At 38.8% G+C, this 22,188-nt stretch carries 26 protein-coding genes and 1 riboswitch; of the genes, 20 read left to right on the forward strand and 6 right to left on the reverse strand.

The features are described from left to right. The first annotated feature begins 114 nt into the window (after positions 1-114). From AC0KUU_RS02000 to AC0KUU_RS02010, 3 genes are all read left to right on the forward strand, one after another. On the forward strand, positions 115-321 hold the full coding sequence (locus AC0KUU_RS02000) for a YqgQ family protein (RefSeq protein ID WP_013059184.1): 207 nt from the start codon (positions 115-117) through the stop codon (positions 319-321). Between the two features lie 2 nt (positions 322-323). After that, positions 324-1,292: an ROK family glucokinase gene (locus tag AC0KUU_RS02005; RefSeq protein WP_013059183.1), complete on the forward strand. Its 969-nt coding sequence runs from the start codon at positions 324-326 to the stop codon at positions 1,290-1,292. A 111-nt stretch (positions 1,293-1,403) separates the two neighbouring features. Further along, positions 1,404-2,306, forward strand: coding sequence for a M14 family metallopeptidase (locus AC0KUU_RS02010; protein WP_043976229.1), 903 nt, complete (start codon positions 1,404-1,406; stop codon positions 2,304-2,306). Between the two features lie 35 nt (positions 2,307-2,341). On the opposite strand, the gene AC0KUU_RS02015 is transcribed toward AC0KUU_RS02010, so the two are convergent. Continuing rightward, positions 2,342-2,518 (reverse strand): DUF2759 domain-containing protein, encoded by a 177-nt coding sequence (locus AC0KUU_RS02015; protein WP_013059181.1) that lies wholly within the window; start codon positions 2,516-2,518, stop codon positions 2,342-2,344. Between the two features lie 208 nt (positions 2,519-2,726). Here AC0KUU_RS02015 and AC0KUU_RS02020 point away from each other — a divergent pair, with 208 nt between their 5' ends. Next, complete coding sequence (locus AC0KUU_RS02020) at positions 2,727-3,359, forward strand: MBL fold metallo-hydrolase (RefSeq protein WP_034648929.1); 633 nt, start codon at positions 2,727-2,729, stop codon at positions 3,357-3,359. Between the two features lie 37 nt (positions 3,360-3,396). Here the strand turns inward: AC0KUU_RS02020 and AC0KUU_RS02025 are convergent, their stop codons facing one another. After that, positions 3,397-3,633, reverse strand: coding sequence for a DUF2626 domain-containing protein (locus AC0KUU_RS02025; RefSeq protein ID WP_013059179.1), 237 nt, complete (start codon positions 3,631-3,633; stop codon positions 3,397-3,399). 262 nt (positions 3,634-3,895) lie between these two features. On the opposite strand from AC0KUU_RS02025, the gene AC0KUU_RS02030 reads away from it, so the two are divergent. From AC0KUU_RS02030 to AC0KUU_RS02070, 9 genes are all read left to right on the forward strand, one after another. After that, positions 3,896-4,279, forward strand: coding sequence for a Spx/MgsR family RNA polymerase-binding regulatory protein (locus AC0KUU_RS02030; RefSeq protein ID WP_013059178.1), 384 nt, complete (start codon positions 3,896-3,898; stop codon positions 4,277-4,279). A 269-nt stretch (positions 4,280-4,548) separates the two neighbouring features. Continuing rightward, on the forward strand, positions 4,549-5,601 hold the full coding sequence (gene comGA, locus AC0KUU_RS02035; protein ID WP_013085018.1) for a competence type IV pilus ATPase ComGA: 1,053 nt from the start codon (positions 4,549-4,551) through the stop codon (positions 5,599-5,601). Next, complete coding sequence (gene comGB / locus AC0KUU_RS02040) at positions 5,592-6,638, forward strand: competence type IV pilus assembly protein ComGB (RefSeq protein ID WP_097824594.1); 1,047 nt, start codon at positions 5,592-5,594, stop codon at positions 6,636-6,638. The genes comGA and comGB overlap by 10 nt, the downstream gene beginning before the upstream one ends. Positions 6,639-6,652: 14 nt before the next feature. After that, positions 6,653-6,964: a competence type IV pilus major pilin ComGC gene (comGC, locus tag AC0KUU_RS02045; protein ID WP_322552429.1), complete on the forward strand. Its 312-nt coding sequence runs from the start codon at positions 6,653-6,655 to the stop codon at positions 6,962-6,964. Beyond that, entirely contained in the window at positions 6,906-7,388 is a 483-nt protein-coding gene (comGD, locus tag AC0KUU_RS02050) for a competence type IV pilus minor pilin ComGD (RefSeq protein ID WP_322552428.1), read from the forward strand. The genes comGC and comGD overlap by 59 nt, the downstream gene beginning before the upstream one ends. Next, positions 7,372-7,710, forward strand: a complete 339-nt coding sequence (locus AC0KUU_RS02055) for a type II secretion system protein (protein WP_028410645.1) — start codon at positions 7,372-7,374, stop codon at positions 7,708-7,710. Before comGD ends, AC0KUU_RS02055 begins: the two co-directional genes overlap by 17 nt. Beyond that, positions 7,707-8,144 carry a competence type IV pilus minor pilin ComGF gene (gene comGF, locus AC0KUU_RS02060; protein WP_043976239.1) on the forward strand — a complete coding sequence of 146 codons (438 nt, stop codon included), beginning with the start codon at positions 7,707-7,709 and terminating at the stop codon, positions 8,142-8,144. Before AC0KUU_RS02055 ends, comGF begins: the two co-directional genes overlap by 4 nt. Then, positions 8,134-8,508 carry a competence type IV pilus minor pilin ComGG gene (comGG, locus tag AC0KUU_RS02065; RefSeq protein ID WP_043976241.1) on the forward strand — a complete coding sequence of 125 codons (375 nt, stop codon included), beginning with the start codon at positions 8,134-8,136 and terminating at the stop codon, positions 8,506-8,508. The genes comGF and comGG overlap by 11 nt, the downstream gene beginning before the upstream one ends. A gap of 43 nt (positions 8,509-8,551) precedes the next feature. Next, on the forward strand, positions 8,552-8,737 hold the full coding sequence (locus tag AC0KUU_RS02070; RefSeq protein ID WP_013059170.1) for a YqzE family protein: 186 nt from the start codon (positions 8,552-8,554) through the stop codon (positions 8,735-8,737). Positions 8,738-8,761: 24 nt separating this feature from the next. On the opposite strand, the gene AC0KUU_RS02075 is transcribed toward AC0KUU_RS02070, so the two are convergent. Both AC0KUU_RS02075 and AC0KUU_RS02080 read right to left on the reverse strand, forming a co-directional pair. Further along, on the reverse strand, positions 8,762-9,586 hold the full coding sequence (locus AC0KUU_RS02075) for a YqhG family protein (protein ID WP_013059169.1): 825 nt from the start codon (positions 9,584-9,586) through the stop codon (positions 8,762-8,764). Beyond that, a complete protein-coding gene (locus AC0KUU_RS02080; RefSeq protein WP_013085010.1) occupies positions 9,573-11,246 on the reverse strand; it encodes a DEAD/DEAH box helicase in 1,674 nt (557 codons plus the stop codon). Before AC0KUU_RS02080 ends, AC0KUU_RS02075 begins: the two co-directional genes overlap by 14 nt. A 180-nt stretch (positions 11,247-11,426) precedes the next feature. Next, positions 11,427-11,519: riboswitch (glycine riboswitch) on the forward strand. Positions 11,520-11,731: 212 nt separating this feature from the next. Here AC0KUU_RS02080 and gcvT point away from each other — a divergent pair. The 3 genes from gcvT to gcvPB are packed head-to-tail and all read left to right on the forward strand — an operon-like array spanning position 11,732 to position 15,670. Next, positions 11,732-12,832 carry a glycine cleavage system aminomethyltransferase GcvT gene (gcvT, locus tag AC0KUU_RS02085; RefSeq protein WP_043976245.1) on the forward strand — a complete coding sequence of 367 codons (1,101 nt, stop codon included), beginning with the start codon at positions 11,732-11,734 and terminating at the stop codon, positions 12,830-12,832. Between the two features lie 20 nt (positions 12,833-12,852). After that, complete coding sequence (gcvPA, locus tag AC0KUU_RS02090; protein WP_043976247.1) at positions 12,853-14,199, forward strand: aminomethyl-transferring glycine dehydrogenase subunit GcvPA; 1,347 nt, start codon at positions 12,853-12,855, stop codon at positions 14,197-14,199. After that, on the forward strand, positions 14,192-15,670 hold the full coding sequence (gene gcvPB / locus AC0KUU_RS02095; RefSeq protein WP_043976249.1) for an aminomethyl-transferring glycine dehydrogenase subunit GcvPB: 1,479 nt from the start codon (positions 14,192-14,194) through the stop codon (positions 15,668-15,670). Before gcvPA ends, gcvPB begins: the two co-directional genes overlap by 8 nt. Before the next feature lie 44 nt (positions 15,671-15,714). Here the strand turns inward: gcvPB and AC0KUU_RS02100 are convergent, their stop codons facing one another. Beyond that, the gene (locus AC0KUU_RS02100) at positions 15,715-16,098 is read right to left on the reverse strand and encodes a rhodanese-like domain-containing protein (RefSeq protein WP_013085006.1); all 384 of its coding nucleotides are present in this window, start codon (positions 16,096-16,098) and stop codon (positions 15,715-15,717) included. A gap of 230 nt (positions 16,099-16,328) precedes the next feature. Here AC0KUU_RS02100 and AC0KUU_RS02105 point away from each other — a divergent pair, with 230 nt between their 5' ends. The 4 genes from AC0KUU_RS02105 to AC0KUU_RS02120 all read left to right on the forward strand — a co-directional run bounded on the left by AC0KUU_RS02105 (position 16,329) and on the right by AC0KUU_RS02120 (position 21,733). Beyond that, positions 16,329-17,162, forward strand: a complete 834-nt coding sequence (locus AC0KUU_RS02105; RefSeq protein ID WP_013085005.1) for a lipoate--protein ligase family protein — start codon at positions 16,329-16,331, stop codon at positions 17,160-17,162. Positions 17,163-17,474: 312 nt separating this feature from the next. Further along, positions 17,475-20,033: a vitamin B12-dependent ribonucleotide reductase gene (locus tag AC0KUU_RS02110; RefSeq protein ID WP_322552426.1), complete on the forward strand. Its 2,559-nt coding sequence runs from the start codon at positions 17,475-17,477 to the stop codon at positions 20,031-20,033. Between the two features lie 284 nt (positions 20,034-20,317). Beyond that, positions 20,318-20,749, forward strand: coding sequence for a transcriptional regulator MntR (mntR, locus tag AC0KUU_RS02115; protein ID WP_013085004.1), 432 nt, complete (start codon positions 20,318-20,320; stop codon positions 20,747-20,749). A gap of 102 nt (positions 20,750-20,851) precedes the next feature. Then, positions 20,852-21,733: a patatin-like phospholipase family protein gene (locus tag AC0KUU_RS02120; RefSeq protein WP_322552425.1), complete on the forward strand. Its 882-nt coding sequence runs from the start codon at positions 20,852-20,854 to the stop codon at positions 21,731-21,733. A gap of 30 nt (positions 21,734-21,763) precedes the next feature. Here the strand turns inward: AC0KUU_RS02120 and AC0KUU_RS02125 are convergent, their stop codons facing one another. After that, a complete protein-coding gene (locus AC0KUU_RS02125) occupies positions 21,764-22,162 on the reverse strand; it encodes an SA1362 family protein (protein WP_013059160.1) in 399 nt (132 codons plus the stop codon). Positions 22,163-22,188 lie beyond the last annotated feature (26 nt).

Below are 22,188 nucleotides of genomic sequence, written 5' to 3' on the forward strand. Positions count from 1 at the left end.
ATGTAGACCTAGCAGTGGGCGTTAAATACGGCCGCTGTTTATGACTGAATGACTGTTGAGTTATCTCAAAATAAATGAATCATATCACCTAGAAAATAGGATAAAGGTGACAGAATGAATACGTTATATGATGTACAACAATTATTAAAGTCCTTCGGCATTTTTATATACGTGGGCGATCGTATTGCTGATTTAGAGCTGATGGAAGCGGAAGTAAAAGAGCTATATCAGTCTAACTTGATTGATGTACGTGATTACCAAATGGCAATTCTTTTGCTTCGTCGAGAGTTAAAACAACAAAAAGAGAAAAAGGATGAATGAACATGGATGACAAGTGGTTAGTTGGAGTTGATTTAGGCGGTACAACAATAAAAATGGCCTTTATTAATCATTATGGAGAAATCATTCACAAGTGGGAAATTAATACGGATGTGAGCGAGCAAGGCCGTAAAATTCCAACGGATATTGCAAAAGCAATTGATAAAAAGTTAAACGATCTTGGAGAAGTAAAATCAAGGTTAGTAGGAATTGGTATTGGTGCACCGGGGCCTGTTAACTTTGCAAACGGTTCGATTGAAGTAGCTGTCAATTTAGGCTGGGAAAAATTCCCTATCAAAGATATCTTGGAAGTAGAAACTTCTCTTCCTGTTGTAGTAGACAATGATGCAAACATTGCAGCGATTGGAGAAATGTGGAAGGGTGCTGGAGATGGAGCAAAAGATTTACTTTGCGTTACGCTTGGCACAGGCGTTGGCGGTGGCGTCATTGCAAACGGTGAAATTGTACAAGGCGTAAATGGAGCCGCTGGTGAGATCGGGCACATTACTTCTATTCCTGAAGGCGGGGCACCGTGTAACTGCGGCAAAACCGGCTGTTTAGAAACCATTGCTTCAGCAACTGGAATTGTACGTTTAACAATGGAAGAATTAACGGAAACGGACAAACCAAGTGAGCTTCGCACGGTGTTAGAACAAAATGGACAAGTTACATCTAAAGATGTATTTGATGCAGCTCGTTCAAAAGACGAGTTAGCTATGCATGTTGTAGATAAAGTTGCTTTTCATTTAGGTCTGGCACTAGCAAACTCTGCTAATGCATTAAACCCTGAGAAGATCGTTCTAGGCGGCGGTGTGTCTCGTGCAGGCGAGGTATTACTTGCACCGGTAAGAGATTATTTCAAACGTTTTGCATTTCCTCGCGTAGCGCAAGGTGCTGAACTAGCAATCGCTACTTTAGGAAACGATGCGGGAATTATTGGAGGAGCTTGGTTAGTTAAATCTTATTTTGAATAATAAGCAAGAATCTAACTGAGATAAAAAAGCGCTTTGACATTTAGTCAAAGCGCTTTTTTATCATGCATCTTTTCAATCTTTACATATACATAGTGTAAAGGAGTGAAGATTATGCAAATTGTAGATATCCAAAAGCCCTACGATTACATGCGAACAATACAAGATATCCAAACACTTTTGACGTACTACCCCTATGGTTCTCTTGAATGGATAGGGTGCAGCGTGCTTGGAAAGCCGATTCCTCATATTTTAATTGGAAACGGAGAAAGAAAGGTTCATATTAATGCGTCTTTTCATGCCAATGAATGGATTACGACAAATGTTCTTCTACAGTTTGTTGAAGATTATTTAGCTGCTCTTCATTACGACAAGGCGTTGAACGGGCAGGAAGCAAGAGCTCTTTTTAATCAAATTACGCTTTCTGCGGTTCCGATTGTTAATCCAGACGGAGTAGATTTGGTCTTAAAAGGTCCTGCTGTAAGTGAACCTTATGCGTCTTTTCTTTCTAAAATAGGAAGAGATTTTCCTGATTTTCAAAGCTGGAAAGCAAATATCCGAGGGGTAGACTTAAACAATCAGTTTCCGGCTTATTGGGAAATTGAAAAAAAGCGCAAAGAACCTAAAGCTCCGCATTATCGGGACTTTCCAGGCTATGAATCTCTGTCTGAACCTGAAGCGCAGGCAATGGTAAAACTCGTTGAGCGTCATGATTTTGATTGTGTGATCGCTTTACATACCCAAGGAGAAGAATTTTACTGGGGGTATATGAATGAAGAGCCGAAGGAAGCGGAGGAAATAGCCAGTTATTTTGAAAGGGTAAGCGGTTATAAAGCAGTCAAAACGATTGATAGTCACGCTGGATTTAAGGATTGGTTTATTTTAGAAAAGAAAAAGCTAGGGTTCACTTTAGAACTGGGGAAAGGAATTAATCCGCTGCCTCTATCTCAAATGTCGCGCGTATATAATCCGACTAAAGCTATTTTAGTTGCGGCAATGGAATATCTATCTATTTGAAAAGCCACGCAAAGCATATGCTTTGCGTGGCTTTTTTAATGATGTACCGCCGGATAACCGTGATGTATAATGGTCATCACGGTAAACCATCCGAACACACCGAATGTTAGTACCGAAAAACCAATGCCTAATATGTTTTTATTTCTAAAAGATGAAATAGCTGCAAATACGCCTAGCAATGTTGTTAGTGCAAAAATAATCATAAGACCCACTCGAAGAAACCTCCTTTAGGCAACTTAAAATTAAAGCGCTATCATTAGCTTATCCCTTTAATTGTAAAACTTTTCTAACCGTTTGTCGAGATGAAAACCAATCTTTCTTTCGCCTTATTAGCTTAGAAAGGTCCTTACTTTCATTTATAAGATGATGTGTGTATGATAATGCATATAACGGAAATAAATTTTACAAGGAGGATACATTATGAACTATCATCGTATACCGCTAGGACCTATTCAAACGAATTGTTATGTCGTTGCTAACGAAAAAAAAGAGTGTTTAGTTTTTGACCCGGGAGCTCAGGGGAAACAGCTCGTTGAATTTCTAGAAAAACAAACGTATAAACCGTTGGCTATTTTGCTGACACACGCTCATTTTGATCACATTGGAGGAGTAGATGAAGTGATGAATCACTACTCTATCCCGCTTTATGTACATAAAAATGAAAAAGAATGGCTTCATAATAGTGATTTAAACGGTTCGAAATTTTTTGATTTAGGAGAAATTACGGCTCCAGATGCAACTGATATTATTTCAATCGAAGGCAATTTAACAATTGGCTCATTCCAATTTGAGGTGTACGAAACGCCTGGCCATTCTCCTGGCAGCGTTTCATATTATTTTAAACCGGGTAACTTTGTAGTATCTGGTGACGCGCTTTTTGCAGGCGGCATTGGACGCACAGATTTACCTGGAGGCAATCAAGCTCAGCTGTTAGAAAGCATCGAATCGAAATTGCTGTCCCTTCCAGAAGATACGCTTGTACTAAGCGGTCACGGACCTGAAACAACTGTGGGGCACGAAATGGATCAAAACCCTTTCCTAAATGGTTTTTAAGAATACAAAAAGCGATGGAAGCCCATCGCTTTTCTCTTTACTGTCCTGGTGTCATCATAAAAGTTGACCAGTACGTGAACCCCACAAAAAAGACGGTCAAATATGCTCCGAAAACGTAAATGTACATTCTTTCAGACAGCTTTAAATAACTAAGAATTACAAAAAAGCCTGTTTGAGCTAAAAAGAGTAAAGAAGTCTTATGCATGTGACCGAGGTAAAACATTACAGTGAAAATTGCTGTCCAGAACCCCATTACACGGTACATTCGTTCCACGTCCATTTCCTCCTTTATCAAACTTAGTTAGTGTCATGATGAATGTCATCGCTGTGTAAGCACTAGAAAGCACTTATGAAACTATATCGATACTTTTCCATTATAATACATCCTTTCTTTCCTGAAAACGCTATCTTTTCCTTGAAATACGACAGAAGAAAAAAAGTTATACAAAACATGTGCAAAATACTATACAAAGGTTATACAAAACGTGTACAATGTATATAAACAATCTATAACTAAAAAAACGGGAGGGTTTCATATGGAAGAAATTAAATTTTATACGTACCCGAGCTGTACATCTTGTCGTAAAACGAAAAAGTGGCTAGTGAAGGAAGATGTAAATTTTAAAGAGCGTCATTTATTTAGAGAAACACCTACTCATAAAGAAATGCTTGAACTTCTTTCTATGACAACAGAAGGGATGGATGAACTTCTTGCTAAAAGAAGTCAAGAATATAAAAAGTTAAATGTTGATGTGGATAGCATGACGCTATCAGAAGTGGTCAATCTATTAATTGAACATCCTCGTTTGCTTCGCCGACCAATTTTAACAGATGGTAAAAAGCTTGTAGTAGGCTATAACGAATCTGCTCTTAAAAATTTAGTCAAGAAAAAAACAAGTCTTGCTTCTCTAGTTGTGTAAGCGTACATGATGAAGAAGCTCAATTCAGTAAATAATGAATAAAACGACAGCGTAGAGTTTTACATCACGTTGTCTTTTTTTATGTAGTTGTTTAGAGGTGTACAGAAGTTGTACATCGTGTACAAGGACTGAAGGGAAGAAAAGAAGCGTATACTAAAAAAATTATAAAAAATGAAAAAAGAAGGAGGAAAATCTCGAAAAAGGTCGAAATTACTGTTTCTAGATGTTTTACCAATCATCTTGATTACAAATAAAGGAGTGATGATCGTTTGACCGAAATTGAACAGTTTGCTACTTACGTTATACGAGATGCATATGAGTGCCGAAGTTCTGATGTGCATATTGTACCCCGAAAGAAAGATGCTGTGATTCAGCTGCGAATTGACCAGGAGCTTATTTTAAAGAGGGTTATTTCAAAGGAAATGTCTGAACGGCTCATTTCGCATTTTAAATTTTTAGGGGGAATGGATATTGGCGAGCGCAGAAAACCTCAAAATGGTGCATTGACGACTTCCATTGATCACTATCAAGTAAATTTGCGTTTATCAACTCTTCCTACTTCTCATGATGAAAGTCTTGTTATTCGGCTTTTGCCTCATCAACAATCTACATCTCTCAAACATTTATCTCTTTTTCCTGAACATACTAAAAAGCTTATTTCTCTCTTGAAATTCTCTCATGGATTAATTATTTTTACCGGTCCTACAGGATCAGGTAAAACCACTACTCTATATACTCTTTTACACGAAGTAAAGCACCTTTTTAATCGAAATGTTATTACACTAGAAGATCCTATTGAAAAACCGAGTGAAACTGTGCTTCAAGTACAGGTAAATGAACGGGCGGGAATTACGTACACGACTGGTTTAAAAGCTATATTGCGCCATGACCCAGACATTATCATGGTGGGAGAAATAAGAGATAGTGAGACTGCCAAAATTGCTGTGAGAGCAGCGCTTACCGGACACTTGGTTTTGACAACAATGCATACTAAAGATACAAAAGGGTCTTTGTACAGGCTGCTTGAGTTTGGCGTTAGCTTTCAAGAAATGGAACAGACTCTTGTAGCAGTAGCTGCACAGCGCCTTGTAGAAATTCGCTGTCCGCTGTGTTCCGGAAAATGCCACCCCGCTTGTAAAAAAATGAGGAAGCATCGTCAGTCCAGCATATACGAATTGCTTTATGGCAAGGAGCTTAGCGCAGTGATGAGAGAAGTGAAAGGAGAAAATGCGGATTATGATTATAAGACGCTCCGAGATGTTATTCTAAAAGGAATCGCGCTAGGCTATTTATATCCGCATTCGCTAGACGGATGGGGATAAAGACAAATAGACAAAAAAGGTGGTCTCTTGCTCAGCAAGCGAAAATTCTTAAGCAGGTCTCTAAGCTCTTGGAAAAAGGCTATACTCTTTCTCAAGCTCTTTCGTTTTTGACGTTTCAAGTATCTAACAAAGAAAAAACGGATATTGAAAAATGTCTTGAGCAGTTAAAACGAGGAGAATCTTTGCACGATGCTTTTGTTAAACTTCAGTTTCACCGTGATATTTTAAGCTATTTATATTTTGCGGAACAGCATGGAAACCTTCAATTTGCTTTAAAAGAAAGCAGCTCAATGATTGAAGAAAAAGTAAGGCATCGTAAAAAATTTCAAAAGCTTGTTCAATATCCCGTATTGCTACTGCTGTTTATTCTTTCCATTTTATTTGTTTTAAGTACGGTTTTACTTCCACAGTTTGAAGCTCTGTACTTATCCTTTGGAAACAAGCAGTCTTCGTTTATCCTCTTATTTATGCAGGCGATGTCGTTCTTTCCTTTTGTATTGCCTGCAGTCATCAGTATGCCAATCATCCTGTATTTGTTTTATGTGATGTACATTAAAAAATTGCCTCCAGTAGTTCAAATGCAGCTCTTTATGAGAGTTCCCGTTATCCGAACGTTCACACGGCTATTTAACTCGTACTTTTTTTCTGTTCATATGAGCAATTTACTAAATGGTGGTTTATCTATTTATGAATGCTTTGCTCTTTTTCAAAAGCAAGAGCATCATCCGTTTTTTCAAGTGGAAGCTTTTGCTTTTACAGATCAACTTTCCTCAGGAATGCGATTAGATCATATCGTTTCAGGTAAATCTCATTATGAAAAAGACTTGGCACACGTTATTGTGCATGGCCAGCAGAACGGTGAGCTTTCTCAAGAACTGTATGATTACAGTCTATTTATGATGGAAAGAATGGAACAGTTTATTTTTCGTATTTTAAAATATGTACAGCCGCTTACATTCTTATTCATCGGAATTGTCATTCTGCTTATGTATATGTCCGTTATGCTTCCGATGTTAGAAGTGATGTCGAGCTTGTAGAAAGGGGAAAGAATATGATTCTAAAAGGTGATAAAGGATTTACCCTTATTGAAATGCTCATTGTTATGCTCGTTATTACCGTGCTTTTGCTCATTATGATTCCAAATGTATTAAAGCATAATACGGTTATTAACAACAAAGGCTGCTCAGCTCTTGTCAAAACCGTAGAGGCTGAGGTACAAGTATACGAACTTGAAAATGGCGAAAAACCAAGTCTAGAAGAGCTTGAAGCAGGAGGCTACTTAAAAGAAGGCACCGTGTGTCCAAATGGTCAAACCATTCAAATTGACGGTACCGGAAAGGTTACAGCTAGTGGTTCTTCTTAAGCAAAAAGGATTTACCCTCATTGAGATGCTGATGGTTTTATTTATTGTGCAAGTGATGATGTTTTCCATTATTGTAGCCATTCGTCCGCTTGTGGAATATTACAAAATCACATTATTTTTGCGACAGCTGCAAAGCGACACGTTTTATGTGCAGCAGACAGCCATGAACAGAGAATCTCCAATTAAAATTAACTTCGCATCGAAGGGAACAGAATATATTGTTTCTGATTCTCGTACCGTTCTTTATAAGCGCGCCTATGACTCCACCATTCATATCACGTTTGGAAGCGGAAATTCCACGATACAATACAACAAAAACGGCAATATTTCTCAAGCGAAGACCATTTTTATCAGCAATCAAAAATTTAAATATAAAGTTATTTTTCAAATAGGCAGAGGGCGTTTTTATGTGGACAAGATGTAAGGGTCAGCAGGGCTACACTTTGTTAGAAATGCTTGTTTCATTTAGTATGCTTTTACTCCTAACCGGTACAATTATTCCTTTGTATGTTCAGATGAAGGAAGCAGAAAAGAAGCAATATGTTTCGTATCAAGCCGATGCTATCTTGCACGAAGAGCTATTGAAATATAAATATGAAGCAGGATATAAACGGCGAGAAAAAATCGTAAAAGAAAACGTTGCGTTTTATCTGAAGTGGGACGGAGAAAGTGCTCAAAAGCTTTGTGTAGAATGGACAGATTCCGCTGAGAAAATGAAAAAGAAGTGTGATGTGATGTTGAAGTGAAAAGGGAAAAAGGTTTTACGCTTGTAGAGATGTTAGTCAGTTTTACTCTTTTTTTGATCATTGTTTCATTTTTCCCCATTATCATTCCGCTAGCGAAGCAAACATATAATCCGGACTTTAGTATGAATGAAATGGAATGGGAAATCTTTGTGAATCAACTTGCTATGGAATATCGAGAAGCAAAAGAAGTAGGAATTCATGCGACTACGCTTACGTTGAAAATGGAAAATAATCAGATCATCACTTATGAACGCTATGAAGACAAGATAAGAAGACGAGTGGATGAAAGCGGTCATGAAGTTGTGCTGCAGCACATTAAGAATATTATGTATGAACAGCAAAAAGAAAGGCTGTTAATTCGTTCAACAGACCGTGTGAACAAAGTTAGAGAAGAAACCATTACGACGTTTTTGATGCTTGCTCATGAAACATAATGAGCAAGGATTTATTCTCCCCGTTGTTTTGGCATTTTGTGCGCTTTTTCTTCTGTTGGTAGCTCAGCAAACCACTTATTTTGTGACGAAAAGTTCATTTTATCAAGAAGTAGAGCAGAAAAATCGCCTGCAGCATCTTTTAGAAAACGCGGTTGTACATGTAAAAAAAGAAATAAAAGAACATAATAAATCTCCATTTGCATCTTTAGTATTAGAAACTGGTACGGTTTCATACGAAGTAGTAAGTGAAGATGAACAGATGATTATCCTAAAAATAAAATGTCAAACATTGCAAGGAAGAGCATTGACGGAAACGGCATATATTCAAAAAAAGGATCAGCACATTGTGAAGTGGACGGATTAAGTCTCTTTCTCTCCGGATATAATAGTGCTGAGGAGTTGATTATATGAAAACGAATGATTATGTAAAATATATGACTCAGCAATTTGTACAATATATGGATCAGCCAAAAGAAGAGAGGAAAACGAAAAAAATTCAAAAAAAAGAAGAGCGAGCACCTTTTGCAAACAGATGGTTTGGAATGATTCCGCTGTCGTTTATGCTGTGGTATCGAAAGAAAAAAGAAAGATGAGCATATCATATGCTCATCTTTTTTTTAACCGGCTTGTGTTTTGTTAAATTGACGAGACATCGTTTCAGGCGATATGTAAAATAAGCCACCGTTTATAAACTTAAACAAGATAGTCGGCTCGTACAGTTCTTGAAGCGCTGTTTTTTCGGTCATATATATTTCTGGTAGCTCTTCTGCTGTTTCGTAAAAATGATCAAGAAGCGCTAAGTCTTCATACCATCTCTCCTGCGCTTTTTCAGCCCATTCAGTTGGCTGAGCTTTAACATAGTCAGTCACATATGATGTGAGTCGTGCGATGGCACTTTTAGGTTTAATAAAAGGTGAGAGAGTAAAGCAATAGTCTGAGATTTTAGATGACAAATTTTGATTAATGATTAATTCATGAAATGATTCAATAATCTGTCCATTGATTAAATTAATGCCAAGCGACAAGAGCTCATCTTTTTTACGATCGCATTTGTATGAGACTTTAATATTTAATGCAAGCCAAGGGTGTAAAGGCTGATTTGTTGGCTGAGCTGATGCAACTTGTTCATACAAGTGAATAAACCCGCCTAGTTTTTGAGTAGAAGCGAAAATTTGGTGCAGCCTAGGTGAACCGAAATGAATTCGTTCTCCTTGAACGGAATCGTCTTCAAATGCTGGGTCTGTAATGAAAGTGAGCGAAGCAGGAGTTGCTTCTCCTCCCGTCTTTTCAATATAGTGCCAATAAAATGGACGATTCATCAATTCTTTATCGAGTTCAATCGTTAATTGAACCGTCAGGTAAGAAGATGTTTCTGTGACAATAGAACAATTATTAGCTAGAAAATAACGCTTTAAAAATTGATGAATATCAGTTTGCTGCATGCTGATCCTCCTCGCTGTCTTCGTATTGAATAATAGACGTCAAGTTCTCCATTTTGATTTTTATTTCTCCTTCACTCCGTGAATGAAATAAAATATCCTGAATATGCTCTTCGATATTTTTTAAATCAAGCTTTGTTAAAATATCATCTAGCTCTCCAACAACTCGTTCAAAAAGGTTTATTTTTTCGTATAACAATTTTAAAATATGTTCTTCGACCGTATGTTGAATGGCTAAATTGTAAATGTGAACATCATGTTTTTGACCTAAACGATGGACCCTTCCAATTCGCTGTTCTAGACGCATTGGATTCCACGGCAGATCATAGTTAATGATATGATGACAAAACTGAAGATTGATTCCTTCTCCGCCTGCTTCAGTGGCAATAAATACTTGCGCGTGGCTTTCAAAAAGCTGCTTCATCCAGTCTTTTTTACCTCGCTTAAATCCGCCTCTAAAAGGTACAGAGGTAATTCCATGCTGTTTTAAATACCACTGTAAATACAGTTGAGTTGCTCTGTACTCAGTAAAAATAATGACTTTATCATCAATTTTCTGAACGAGTTCTAGCACTTTTTCTGCTTTTGCATTTTGCGGAACTTGCTGAAGTAGTTCCATTAACGGAGTAATCATATGTTCCGTTAATGCGCTGTTTGGATCTTCCTGACGTTCCAGCATGTTTTTTAATGTCATATACACCGCTTCACGGCTGCTGCAGGCCTCTCGCTGCAGGGTTAAAATTGAAAAAGCGCTTGAAGGGTGGAGTCCGTTTCCTTTAAAAGATGTAATCGCATCGTATAGCTCCCGTTCTTTCGGCGAGAATTCAACAGGAATGGTTTGAACAATTCGCTTTGTCCATTCGATACCCGTATCGTGGCGGCGATTTCGAATCATAACTTTGTTAACAAGCTCTTTTAAGTGTTCATCGTTTTGCAAAGAGCGTTTTTTAGCGGAAAATAATTCTTCGAAATAGTCTTTATTGCCGAGATGACCAGGCTTTAAAAGAGAGACTAAGTTAAAAATTTCTTCAATTCGATTTTGAATCGGTGTTGCGGTTAGCAACAGACAAAATTTCTTTTTTAGACTTTGCACAAATTCATAGTTTTTTGTTTTGTTGTTTTTAAGTTTATGAGCTTCATCAATGATGATGAGGTCGTAGTCTTGTTCTAGCACAATTTCTCGATGAGGAGAACGTTTTGCTGTATCAATTGAAGACACAACGATGTCACACTGATCCCACACGTATGATTTTCTTTGAGGGACTGCGGGAATATAAAATTTTTGGTTCAATTCCATAGCCCACTGTGAAACAAGCGAAGCTGGAACTAAAATGAGAACTTTTTTAACAAGTCCGCGAATCATATATTCCTTCAAAATTAACCCTGCTTCAATCGTTTTGCCCAGTCCTACTTCATCTGCTAAAATGGCTTTCCCATTCATTGTTTCAACTACTTGTTTGGCTACTTCGAGCTGATGAGGAAGCGGCGTTAAATCGGCTAGATGTTTTGGGCTTTGTAGTCCTTCAAATTCTGAGATAAGCGTTTGGTCTTCTATTTCATAGGCAAGTTTATACAAATCCCATGCAGACCAAGGGCCGTCTTGCTCCAATTTAGTTGAGAAGGCTGCTTCCCATGTTTCATCGATGTTTAATTTCACTTTCATGATAAAAATGCTCCTTTGTGAAAAATTTTTATTGAACAAATGATAAGAATCAGGTAGGATAAAAATATATTTAGAAAATTTGAAAAAGAAAATAGATTAGCACTTTACAAATGATTGTGTGAATAAAGATAGATACATCTTTCAGTAGTATGCCCAACTTTACCAACTTTATAGAAGCGAATGACGACACGGGGAGAGACTACTTGAATGTAGCGCCGAAGGAGCAAGCAATAAAATTGTGAATCTCTCAGGCAAAAAGACTCTTGTTTGACGCAGCTCTGGAGAGCGTCTATGCGTTTATAGACCACCCACGAGGCAAACCTATTCATTTATAGGTAAACTTTCAGGTGAAAAGGACAGAGACTTCCTACTAAATACAGTAGGGGGTTTTCTGTCCTTTTTTGTTTGGATAAATAGTGATCCCCACACTATTTGAAAACTCCCCGTTATGAAAAGTTTCACGTGAAAAAGAGGAGGACATAAATATGACAACAGAATTACACAAAACGCCGCTTTATGATACCTATCAAAAATATGGTGCCAAAACAATTGATTTTGGAGGATGGGCTCTTCCCGTTCAATTTTCTTCTATTAAAGAAGAGCATGAAGCTGTACGTACAAAGGCAGGCCTTTTTGATGTCTCTCATATGGGAGAAATTCTTGTAACAGGAGCTGATAGCTTAGCTTTTCTTCAGCACACGATGACAAATGACGTTTCTACCCTCGTAGATGGAAAAGCGCAGTATACGGCTATGTGTTATGAAGACGGAGGCACGGTAGATGATTTGCTGATTTATAAAAAAGCAGATCAAGAGTATTTGCTAGTCGTAAACGCTGCTAATATTCAAAAAGACTATGAGTGGCTGGTGTCTCACAAACAAGGAGATGTAACGCTCGTTAATCAGTCTGATGAAACTGCGCAGCTAGCTTTGCAAGGTCCTGTAGCAGAAAAAGTTTTACAAACGTTAACGAACGAAAATTTAGCTTTGTTAAAGCCATTTACATTTGCTGATGATGTAGAAGTAGCGAATGTAAAAGCTCTCGTTTCACGTACTGGGTACACCGGGGAAGATGGCTTTGAAATTTATTGTTCTTCAGCTGACGCAGCTCACTTGTGGACAGCTATTTTAGAAGCAGGCAGTGATGAAGGTGTGCTGCCTTGCGGATTAGGTGCTCGCGATACGCTTCGTTTTGAAGCTACTTTGGCTTTATATGGCCAAGAGCTTTCAAAAGATATTACGCCCATTGAAGCTCGAATTGGATTTGCAGTAAAGACGAACAAAGACAGCTTTATTGGAAAAGAAGTGTTAAAAGAACAGCGTGAAAGCGGGGCACCTCGTAAGCTGGTAGGAATTGAAATGATTGATAAAGGTATACCAAGACACGGTTACGAAGTACTTGCAGATGAAGAACAAATTGGATTTGTGACAACAGGTACACAGTCACCGACATTAAAGAAAAACATCGGTCTAGCACTATTGTCAGCAGAGTATACAGAGCTTGGTCAAGAAGTGGAAGTGCAGGTTCGGAAAAAGCGCTTAAAAGCAAAAGTGGTTTCAACACCTTTTTATAAACGTTCAAAGTAAGCTTTGGGGAGGAATTTAACATGTTACATCGCTATTTACCAATGACAGAACAAGATCAGCAGCAAATGTTAGCAGCAATTGGTGTTTCATCTGTTGATGATTTATTTTCAGATATTCCGCAGCGCGTTCGTTTTCAAGGAGAATACAATATTAAAAAAGCGGCTTCAGAGCCTCAGCTGTTAAAAGAATTAAATAGTATGGCTGCTAAAAATGCTCATTTAAAAGACTATGCTTCTTTTTTAGGAGCAGGAGTTTACGATCATTACATGCCGGTTATTGTTGATCATGTTATTTCTCGTTCGGAATTTTATACGGCCTATACTCCGTATCAACCGGAAATTTCTCAAGGAGAACTTCAGGCCATCTTTGAATTTCAAACAATGATTTGTGAGTTAACGGGGATGGACGTGGCTAATTCTTCTATGTATGACGGAGGAACTGCTTTAGCAGAAGCCGCTATGCTCAGTGCGGGTCAAACAAAAAAGAAAAAAGTACTTGTCTCTGCGGCTGTTCACCCTGAGTCAAAAGATGTGTTAAAAACGTATGCGAAGGGTCAATACATTGAAGTGGTAGAAATCCCTTCAGCAGACGGCGTAACAGATATGATTGCATTAGAAAAAGAGATGGGGAGTGACGTGGCAGCTGTTATTGTCCAGTATCCAAATTTCTACGGACAAATCGAGCCGTTAAAAGAAATTGAAGAAATTACCCATCAAGAAAAATGCATGTTTGTGGTTTCAAGCAATCCTTTATCATTAGGTTTACTTACGCCTCCTGGAGAATTCGGAGCTGATATTGTCATTGGAGATGCACAGCCATTTGGTATTCCAAGTCAATTTGGAGGCCCGCACTGCGGATACTTTGCAACTACGTCTAAGCTTATGCGAAAAATCCCAGGACGATTAGTAGGGCAAACGGTCGATGAAAACGGTAAGCGAGGGTTTGTTTTAACCCTTCAAGCGCGTGAACAGCATATACGCCGCGATAAAGCGACGTCTAACATTTGTTCAAATCAAGCGTTAAATGCTTTAGCAGCATCAGTTGCCATGACAGCTTTAGGCAAGCAAGGTGTAAAAGAAATGGCGCTGCAAAACTTATCAAAAACGCATTATGCATATGAAGCGTTAAAGGCAAAAGGGGTAAATGTAGCATTTGAAGGACCGTTTTTTAACGAATTAGTCGTGAAGCTTCCGGTTTCGGTAACAGAAGCAAACAATCATTTATTAGCATCAAAAATAATTGGCGGTTATGATCTTAGCCGTGATAACCAAGCGCTTGAAAATCACATGCTGCTTGCTTTTACAGAGCTCCGTACAAAAGAGGAAATTGACCAACTTGTAAATGAATTGGGGGATCTTCATGCTTAATCAAAATCAATCACTTATTTTTGAAAGCAGTAAAGAAGGACGAATCGGCTATTCATTGCCAGAGTTAGATGTGCCGCAAGTAAATGCTGAAGAACTGCTTGGGAAAGCGTATGTGCGTACCAAAGCTCCTGAGCTTCCTGAAGTATCAGAACTCGATATTATGCGTCATTACACCGCGCTTTCAAAACGAAATCACGGGGTAGACTCAGGGTTTTATCCGCTTGGTTCATGTACGATGAAATATAATCCCAAAGTGAATGAACAAGCAGCACGCATTGCTGGGTTTGCGCATATTCATCCGCTTCAAGATGAGCAAACGGTTCAAGGTGCTCTCGAACTTTTATATGATTTACAAGAGCATTTAACAGAAATTACAGGAATGGATGAAGTAACACTTCAGCCAGCAGCAGGTGCTCACGGCGAGTGGACCGGGCTTATGATGATTCGTGCCTATCATGAAGCAAATGGTGAGACGCAGCGAACAAAAGTCATTGTTCCAGACTCAGCTCACGGAACGAACCCGGCTTCGGCAACAGTTGCGGGATTTGAAACGGTGACGGTAAAATCAAACGAACATGGTTTAGTGGACTTAGAGGATTTACGCCGCGTAGTAGGAGAAGATACAGCCGCTTTAATGTTAACAAACCCAAATACGCTGGGATTATTTGAAGAAGATATTTTAGAAATGGCTGAAATTGTTCACGCAGCAGGTGGAAAGCTTTATTATGATGGTGCAAATTTAAACGCAGTATTAAGTAAAGCCCGTCCTGGAGATATGGGGTTTGACGTTGTTCATTTAAACCTTCATAAAACGTTTACAGGCCCTCATGGAGGAGGCGGTCCTGGCTCTGGTCCGGTAGGGGTAAAAGCAGAGTTAATTCCGTATTTGCCTAAACCAGTGCTTGTGAAAACAGAAGAAGGCTATCACTTTGACTATAACCGTCCTCAGTCAATTGGACGTGTAAAGCCGTTTTACGGCAACTTCGGTATCAACGTTCGCGCTTATACGTATATTCGTTCAATGGGTCCAGACGGCTTAAAAGCGGTGACGGAAAACGCTGTGCTAAATGCCAACTATATGATGCGTCGTTTAGCAGAACACTATGAGCTTCCGTTTGACCGTCACTGTAAGCACGAATTTGTTTTATCTGGAAAACGTCAGAAAAAGCTTGGCGTGCGCACATTGGATATTGCGAAACGACTGCTTGATTTTGGCTATCATCCGCCGACTATCTACTTCCCGCTTATCGTAGAAGAGTGCATGATGATCGAACCAACGGAAACGGAGTCGAAAGAAACGCTAGATGCGTTTATCGATGCGATGATTCAAATTGCAAAAGAAGCAGAAGAAACGCCTGAAGTCGTACAGGAAGCTCCGCATACAACGGTTGTGAAGCGCCTTGATGAAACGCTGGCAGCGAGAAAGCCAGTTCTTCGCTATCAGAAAGAACAGGCTGTTCAAAACGTCTAACAAAAAACCTCGCCCAAAGGCGAGGTTTTTCTATATACATACCATTATTTTTTCTTTTTCACTTTACCGTTCCACATTTTGAAGCCGCCTTTTAAATCATAGATTTCTTGAACACCGTGGCGACGAAGCATTTGTGCTGCGCGTCCTGTGCGCATTCCGCTTTGACAATAGATGTAGACAGGCTGATCTGGACGAAATTCTTTAATGCGCATACGGAACTGTGAAAGAGGAATATTTCGTGCGCCTAAAATATGTCCGTTTTCGAATTCATTCGGTTCACGAATATCAACTAGCTGTGCCTTGCGGTAGCCGCTGCGGAATTCTTCTTCAGTTAACGTTTTCATAATGCGACGTTGGACAAAGAACATAACGACAGAGTATATGATGATTACTCCAAGTAAAATGAGTACTGCTGTAATTGCTGACATGCTGATTCTTCCTTTCTTCGACAAAATCCATACTCTTATTATATAAGTGAATGAAATTAGAAGTAAAGCGATTTTGCCTTGAATCTAGCGGATTTCTTCCCGGAAATGAAAAAACTACCACATTTGAATTCACAGTTTTATGTTGCTCTTTGCTTTTCCTTAGCTCAATCTTTTGGTAGACTAAAAAACGGATTTATTTTTTATATTACATATAGCTGAGGATGAGGTAGATGAAAGCAAAGTGGAGATTTATTGATTCCAACAACCGTTCGCCTTATTACAATATGGCGTTAGATGAAGCGTTATTAGAATGGCATAGTAAAGGAGAAATTCCACCTACGATTCGTTTTTACGGATGGAACCCTCCAACGCTGTCAATCGGTTATTTTCAAAAAGCTGAAAAAGAAATTAACTTTGATAAAGTAAAAGAATTAGGGCTAGGCTTTGTAAGACGTCCAACGGGCGGCAGGGGCGTGCTTCACGATGAAGAGCTTACTTACAGCGTAATTGTATCTGAAGAGTATCCTAACATGCCCAAGACAGTTACAGAGGCATATCGCGTAATCTCTGAAGGTTTACTGGAAGGATTTCGTTCGTTAGGGCTCGAGGCTTATTTTGCTATTCCTCGTTCAGAAGAAGAAAAAAATAGCTTAAAAAACCCTCGTTCGTCCGTGTGCTTTGATGCTCCTTCTTGGTATGAACTAGTTGTAGAGGGCCGCAAGATTGCTGGAAGTGCCCAAACTAGACAAAAAGGAGTTATTCTACAGCACGGCTCTATTCTGTTAGAGATTGATGAAGATAAATTATTCAGCGTGTTTAATTATCCAAATGATCGCGTGAAAGAAAGAATGCAGCGCGCATTTCGTTCTAAAGCGGTAGCCATTAATGCAATTGCGGGCCGCAAAATCTCTATTGAAGAAGCAAAAGAAGCGTTTTATAAAGGATTTGCTTCTGCTCTTGATATCGATTTAGAACCGTATACACTGTCTGAAGAAGAGGAAGCATATGTAGAAGAACTAGCGCGCACAAAGTACGGATCGGATGAATGGAACTTTAAGCGCTAAACGGATGCCCATGGGAAATAGATAAAAGTGCAACTTCTTATAAGTTGCACTTTTTAGTGGAATTTTTAGAAACAATGCTTGGCTAATAGAATACATAGGGAAGAAAAGTCAAACACTTTTTTTACGAAAAAAAAAATATTTCACTTGACACCCTTCTATATGTAGATGTTTGGAGAAGTGTCAAATACTATATATTGAATTCGTCCAAGCCGTGTGGTAAGTTATTGATAGTTGATTGAAAAACTCTATTTCCTTTAAAAGGAAATAGAGTTAATAAATTTATAGATGTTCGATAGGTAAGGAGTTGTGAGAATGACTGTTTTGTTAAATCAAAAAGTGAATATGAATGTTGAAAAGCTCAATTCAGATATTGAACGCTTTCCGCAAGTACATCCGATTACACCGGATATGAAGTTGACTCATAAAGGTGTTTCAAGATTGGTAATGTTAGACCGCTATGCGTTTAAAGATACGGAAAAATTAACGTTATCAGAAGGAGATTTTGTTGTTCTAACCGTAAAGGAAGATCCAAAATTTCCAGCACGAGGACTTGGCTATGTGGAAAGCATTAATTTTGAGCAAAAAACCGCTGTTGTCAAGGTAGAAGATGAGTTTAGAGGAGCTTTATCGCCTGAAGAAGCAGAAAACGGATTAATCACTCGTTCTTTAGATGTCATTGAAAAACCTCTAGAAGTCTTCTACGAGCAAATTGCAAAACGTAATGCAACAGGCTTAGCTTCTGTGGAAAAAACAGAAGAAAAGCGCAAAGAGTGGTTTGAAAAGTTCTATCAAGAGCTTGTTCAGCTAAACTTTGTACCAGCTGGCCGCGTTCTTTACGGTGCAGGTGCTGATACGGACGTAACGTACTTCAACTGTTATGTAATGCCTTATGTAAAAGATTCACGTGAAGGTATTTCAGAACACCGCAAACAAGTAATGGAAATCATGAGCCGTGGAGGCGGTGTTGGAACGAATGGTTCAACTCTTCGTCCACGCAACACGCTGGCTCGCGGTGTAAACGGTAAATCATCTGGTTCGGTTTCATGGTTAGATGATATTGCTAAACTGACGCATCTTGTTGAGCAAGGTGGGTCACGTCGTGGGGCCCAAATGATCATGCTTGCCGACTGGCATCCTGACATTGTAGAATTTATTATTTCTAAAATGCAAAACCCTCGCATTTTACGTTTCTTAATTGAAAACACAAATGACGAAATGATTAAAAAACATGCGCAAGATAAATTGAAGTTCACGCCGCTAACAGAGTCTGAAGAAGCGATGTACCAAGGAATCATTAACTATAAACAAATTCCTGGTCTTGGTGGGTTCAGTGAAAAAATCATCAAACATGCAGAAGAAAAGCTGCAAACAGGCGGAACGTACAGCGTTCATAACTCAGAGTTTTTAACAGGAGCAAACATTTCTGTATGCTTAACAAAAGATTTTATGGATGCTGTTGAAAACGACGGAGAATACGAACTTCGCTTCCCAGACGTAGAAAGCTATTCAAAAGAAGAAATGGCTAACTACAATGAAAACTGGCACGAAGTAGGCGACGTGCGCGAATGGGCAAAACAAGGAAACAAAGTTCGTACGTATCGTACTATCCGTGCAAAAGAGCTATGGAACTTAATTAATATTTGTGCAACGTACTCAGCTGAACCAGGCATTTTCTTCTTTGACAATGCTAATGATATGACAAATGCTCAAGCATATGGTCAGCACGTTGTTGCAACAAATCCATGTGGTGAACAACCACTTGCACCATTCTCTGTCTGCAACTTAGCTGCTGTTAACCTAGCGCAAATGGCAGATAAAGAAACGAAAACTGTTAACTTTGAAAAGTTACGTCAAACGGTTGAAACAGGCGTTAGAATGCAAGATAACGTTATTGATGCAACTCCTTATTTCTTAGAAGAAAACCAAAAGCAAGCGCTTGGCGAACGCCGCGTTGGCCTTGGTGTAATGGGTCTTCACGATCTTCTTATTTATTGTGAAACAGAGTACGGCTCTGACAAAGGCAATGAGTTAGTAGATAAAGTGTTTGAAACAATTGCAACGACGGCTTACCGCGCGTCTGTAGAGCTTGGAAAAGAAAAAGGAAGCTTCCCGTTCTTAGTAGGCGAAACAGATGCTGAAACGGCTTCTTTACGTGAAGCATTCACAAATACAGGCTTCATGAAAAAAATGCCTGAAGATATTCGTGAAAACATTAAAGAGAACGGTATCCGAAACTCTCATTTATTAACAGTAGCGCCAACAGGCAGTACTGGAACAATGGTTGGAGTATCAACGGGTCTTGAACCTTATTTCTCATTCTCATACTTCCGAAGCGGCCGTTTAGGTAAATTTATTGAAGTAAAAGCTGATATCGTTCAAGAGTATTTAGATCAGCATCCAGAAGCAGATCCAAACAACCTTCCTGAATGGTTCATTTCAGCTATGGAACTTGCACCACAAGCTCACGCGGATGTGCAATGTGTGATTCAGCGCTGGATTGACAGTTCAATTAGTAAAACAGTAAACGCTCCTCGCGGTTACACGGTAGAGCAAGTTCAAAAAGTGTACGAGCGTCTGTATAAAGGCGGAGCAAAAGGCGGTACGGTGTACGTAGACGGCAGCCGTGATGCACAAGTCTTAACGCTAAAAGCAGAAGAAAATACGTTTGATGAAGAAATTGAAGCGCCAAAAGAAGAAACGAAACCGCACGTTGTGTTAGTTGATACAATTAATGAAATTCGTTCAACTGATGTAACAATCGGTTCTGAAGTAGGTAATACGTGTCCGGTTTGCCGTCAAGGAACGGTAGAAGAAATGGGCGGATGCAACACATGTACAAACTGTGGTGCACAGCTGAAATGCGGCCTTTAATTTTGAATATGATTGACTAGTAAAAGCTGACTCAAACGAGTCAGCTTTTATTATGTATAAAAATGGGGCATAAATAAGAAGCGAGATCGAACGGTTCTTGTATTTGAATAAGCATTGTAGTATGATTTTAATTGAATGTCTTTTATCCAGTTTTATCTTATGACATCGCTTTATTTACACGTTTTTTTCACATAGATTATCAAACATGAACACGATATCACTATAAGAAACAGACATTTATGACTTATTATTAGCAATACATAATATTAATTGGGGGAGATTTCATGCCTACACCGAGTATGGAAGATTATATTGAACAAATATATATGCTAATTGAAGATAAAGGATACGCTCGAGTGTCTGATATTGCTGATGCATTGGCGGTTCACCCCTCATCTGTAACGAAGATGGTTCAAAAGCTAGACAAAGATGAGTACTTAATTTATGAAAAATATCGAGGCCTTGTTTTAACAGCTAAGGGGCAGAAGATTGGAAAACGTCTTGTTTATCGCCACGAGCTTTTAGAGCAGCTGCTGCGCATCATTGGCGTAGATGAGAAAAATATTTATGATGACGTAGAAGGAATTGAACATCATTTAAGCTGGAATTCCATTGATCGAATTGGAGATTTGGTTCAATACTTTGAAGAAAATCATAACCGTATTCAAGATCTTCGCAATGTACAAAAACGAAATGAAGAAGAACAAAAATTATAAGAAAAAAGCAGCGGCCAATAGCGTCACTGCTTTTTTTCTTTTTATCATAACTTGTTGCTGAGTCGACTACAAATGTAGAGTGGGTAGTTTGGAGGAGAGGCTGTGTACGTCGACGGAGTGTTTTCAGGTGGCGGTATTAAAGGGCTTGCACTGATTGGCGCGTTACAAGCTCTAGAAGAAAAAGGCTTGATCTTTCGGCGGTTAGCCGGAACGAGTGCGGGTTCCATTATTTGTGCATTTGTAGCAGCCGGTTATACAAGTGAAGAAATTGTTGAAATGATGAATGAAATTGAGTTATCGTCTTTTTTAGATCAAAGAATGTCTTTTTTACCATCAAGCTTGACAAAGTGGCTGTTTTTATATTGGAAAATGGGATTATATAAAGGAGAAAGGCTTGAAAAGTGGATTGCTGAAAAATTGCGGAGCAGAGGAATTCGTACATTTGCTGATTTGCCTGATCAGTCGCTGCGTATTATTGCTTCAGATTTGACCAACAGTACGATGCTTGTTCTTCCAGATGATTTGCCTAAATATCAAATCGACCCGAATCGCTTTTCTGTAGCAAGAGCCGTTCGAATGAGCTGCAGCATTCCATATTTTTTTGAGCCGGTTAAATTAAAATCTAACCCAAGCAGTTTAATAGTTGACGGGGGCGTGTTAAGCAACTTTCCAATTTTTCTGTTTGATGATGATAAAAGTCTTAAGAAACGACCGGTAATTGGGGTGAAGCTGAGCCCGAAGGACGAAGAAAGGGAACGGAATAAAATTAAGAATGCCGTTGGTTTATTCAGTGCGCTTTTTGAGACGATGAAAGATGCGCACGATGCAAGACATATTTCAAAACGTCACGAAAAAAATATTATCTTTTTACCTGTTAATCAAGTTTTTGCGACAGAATTTACCCTCACAGAAGAACGGAAGGAAGAGCTGATTGCGTTTGGTAAAAAGCGTACAAGGGCATTTTTGAAAAAATGGTGCTATTAAAAAAACAAGGAGGTTTTTCTCCTTGTTTTTTTAAAAGAATGCTCTATTTTTCTTTTTTCCTTTTTTACCTTCGATGACGGTCAAGTGTGAGTTGTTTTTCTTTTTCTTTAGCGGTTTCGTTGATTTGGATACCGGGCGCTTATTTGAGCTTCGGTACGTATGCATATCAACTTTGTTGCTTCCTCGCTCTTTTTCTTTTTGACGCAGTTTTGATTGTTTTACTGCGCGCACATAGCCTCTATCTTGACCTTTTGTCTGAGAAGGGCGGAGAATAAACCGATAAACTAAGTAAAACAAAATGATAAACAGAAAAATATAACCTGCTTGACGTAATAAAACAGCTGGATCTGTAATCAACGTAAATGCAAAGCCAATGACTCCTAACCCGATTAGACCATATACAAGTGGTTTCACGAATGGACGTCTCATTTTGTTCACCTCCTAAAATAGTAAAA

It is taken from the genome of Priestia sp. ST2, from assembly GCF_055810735.1.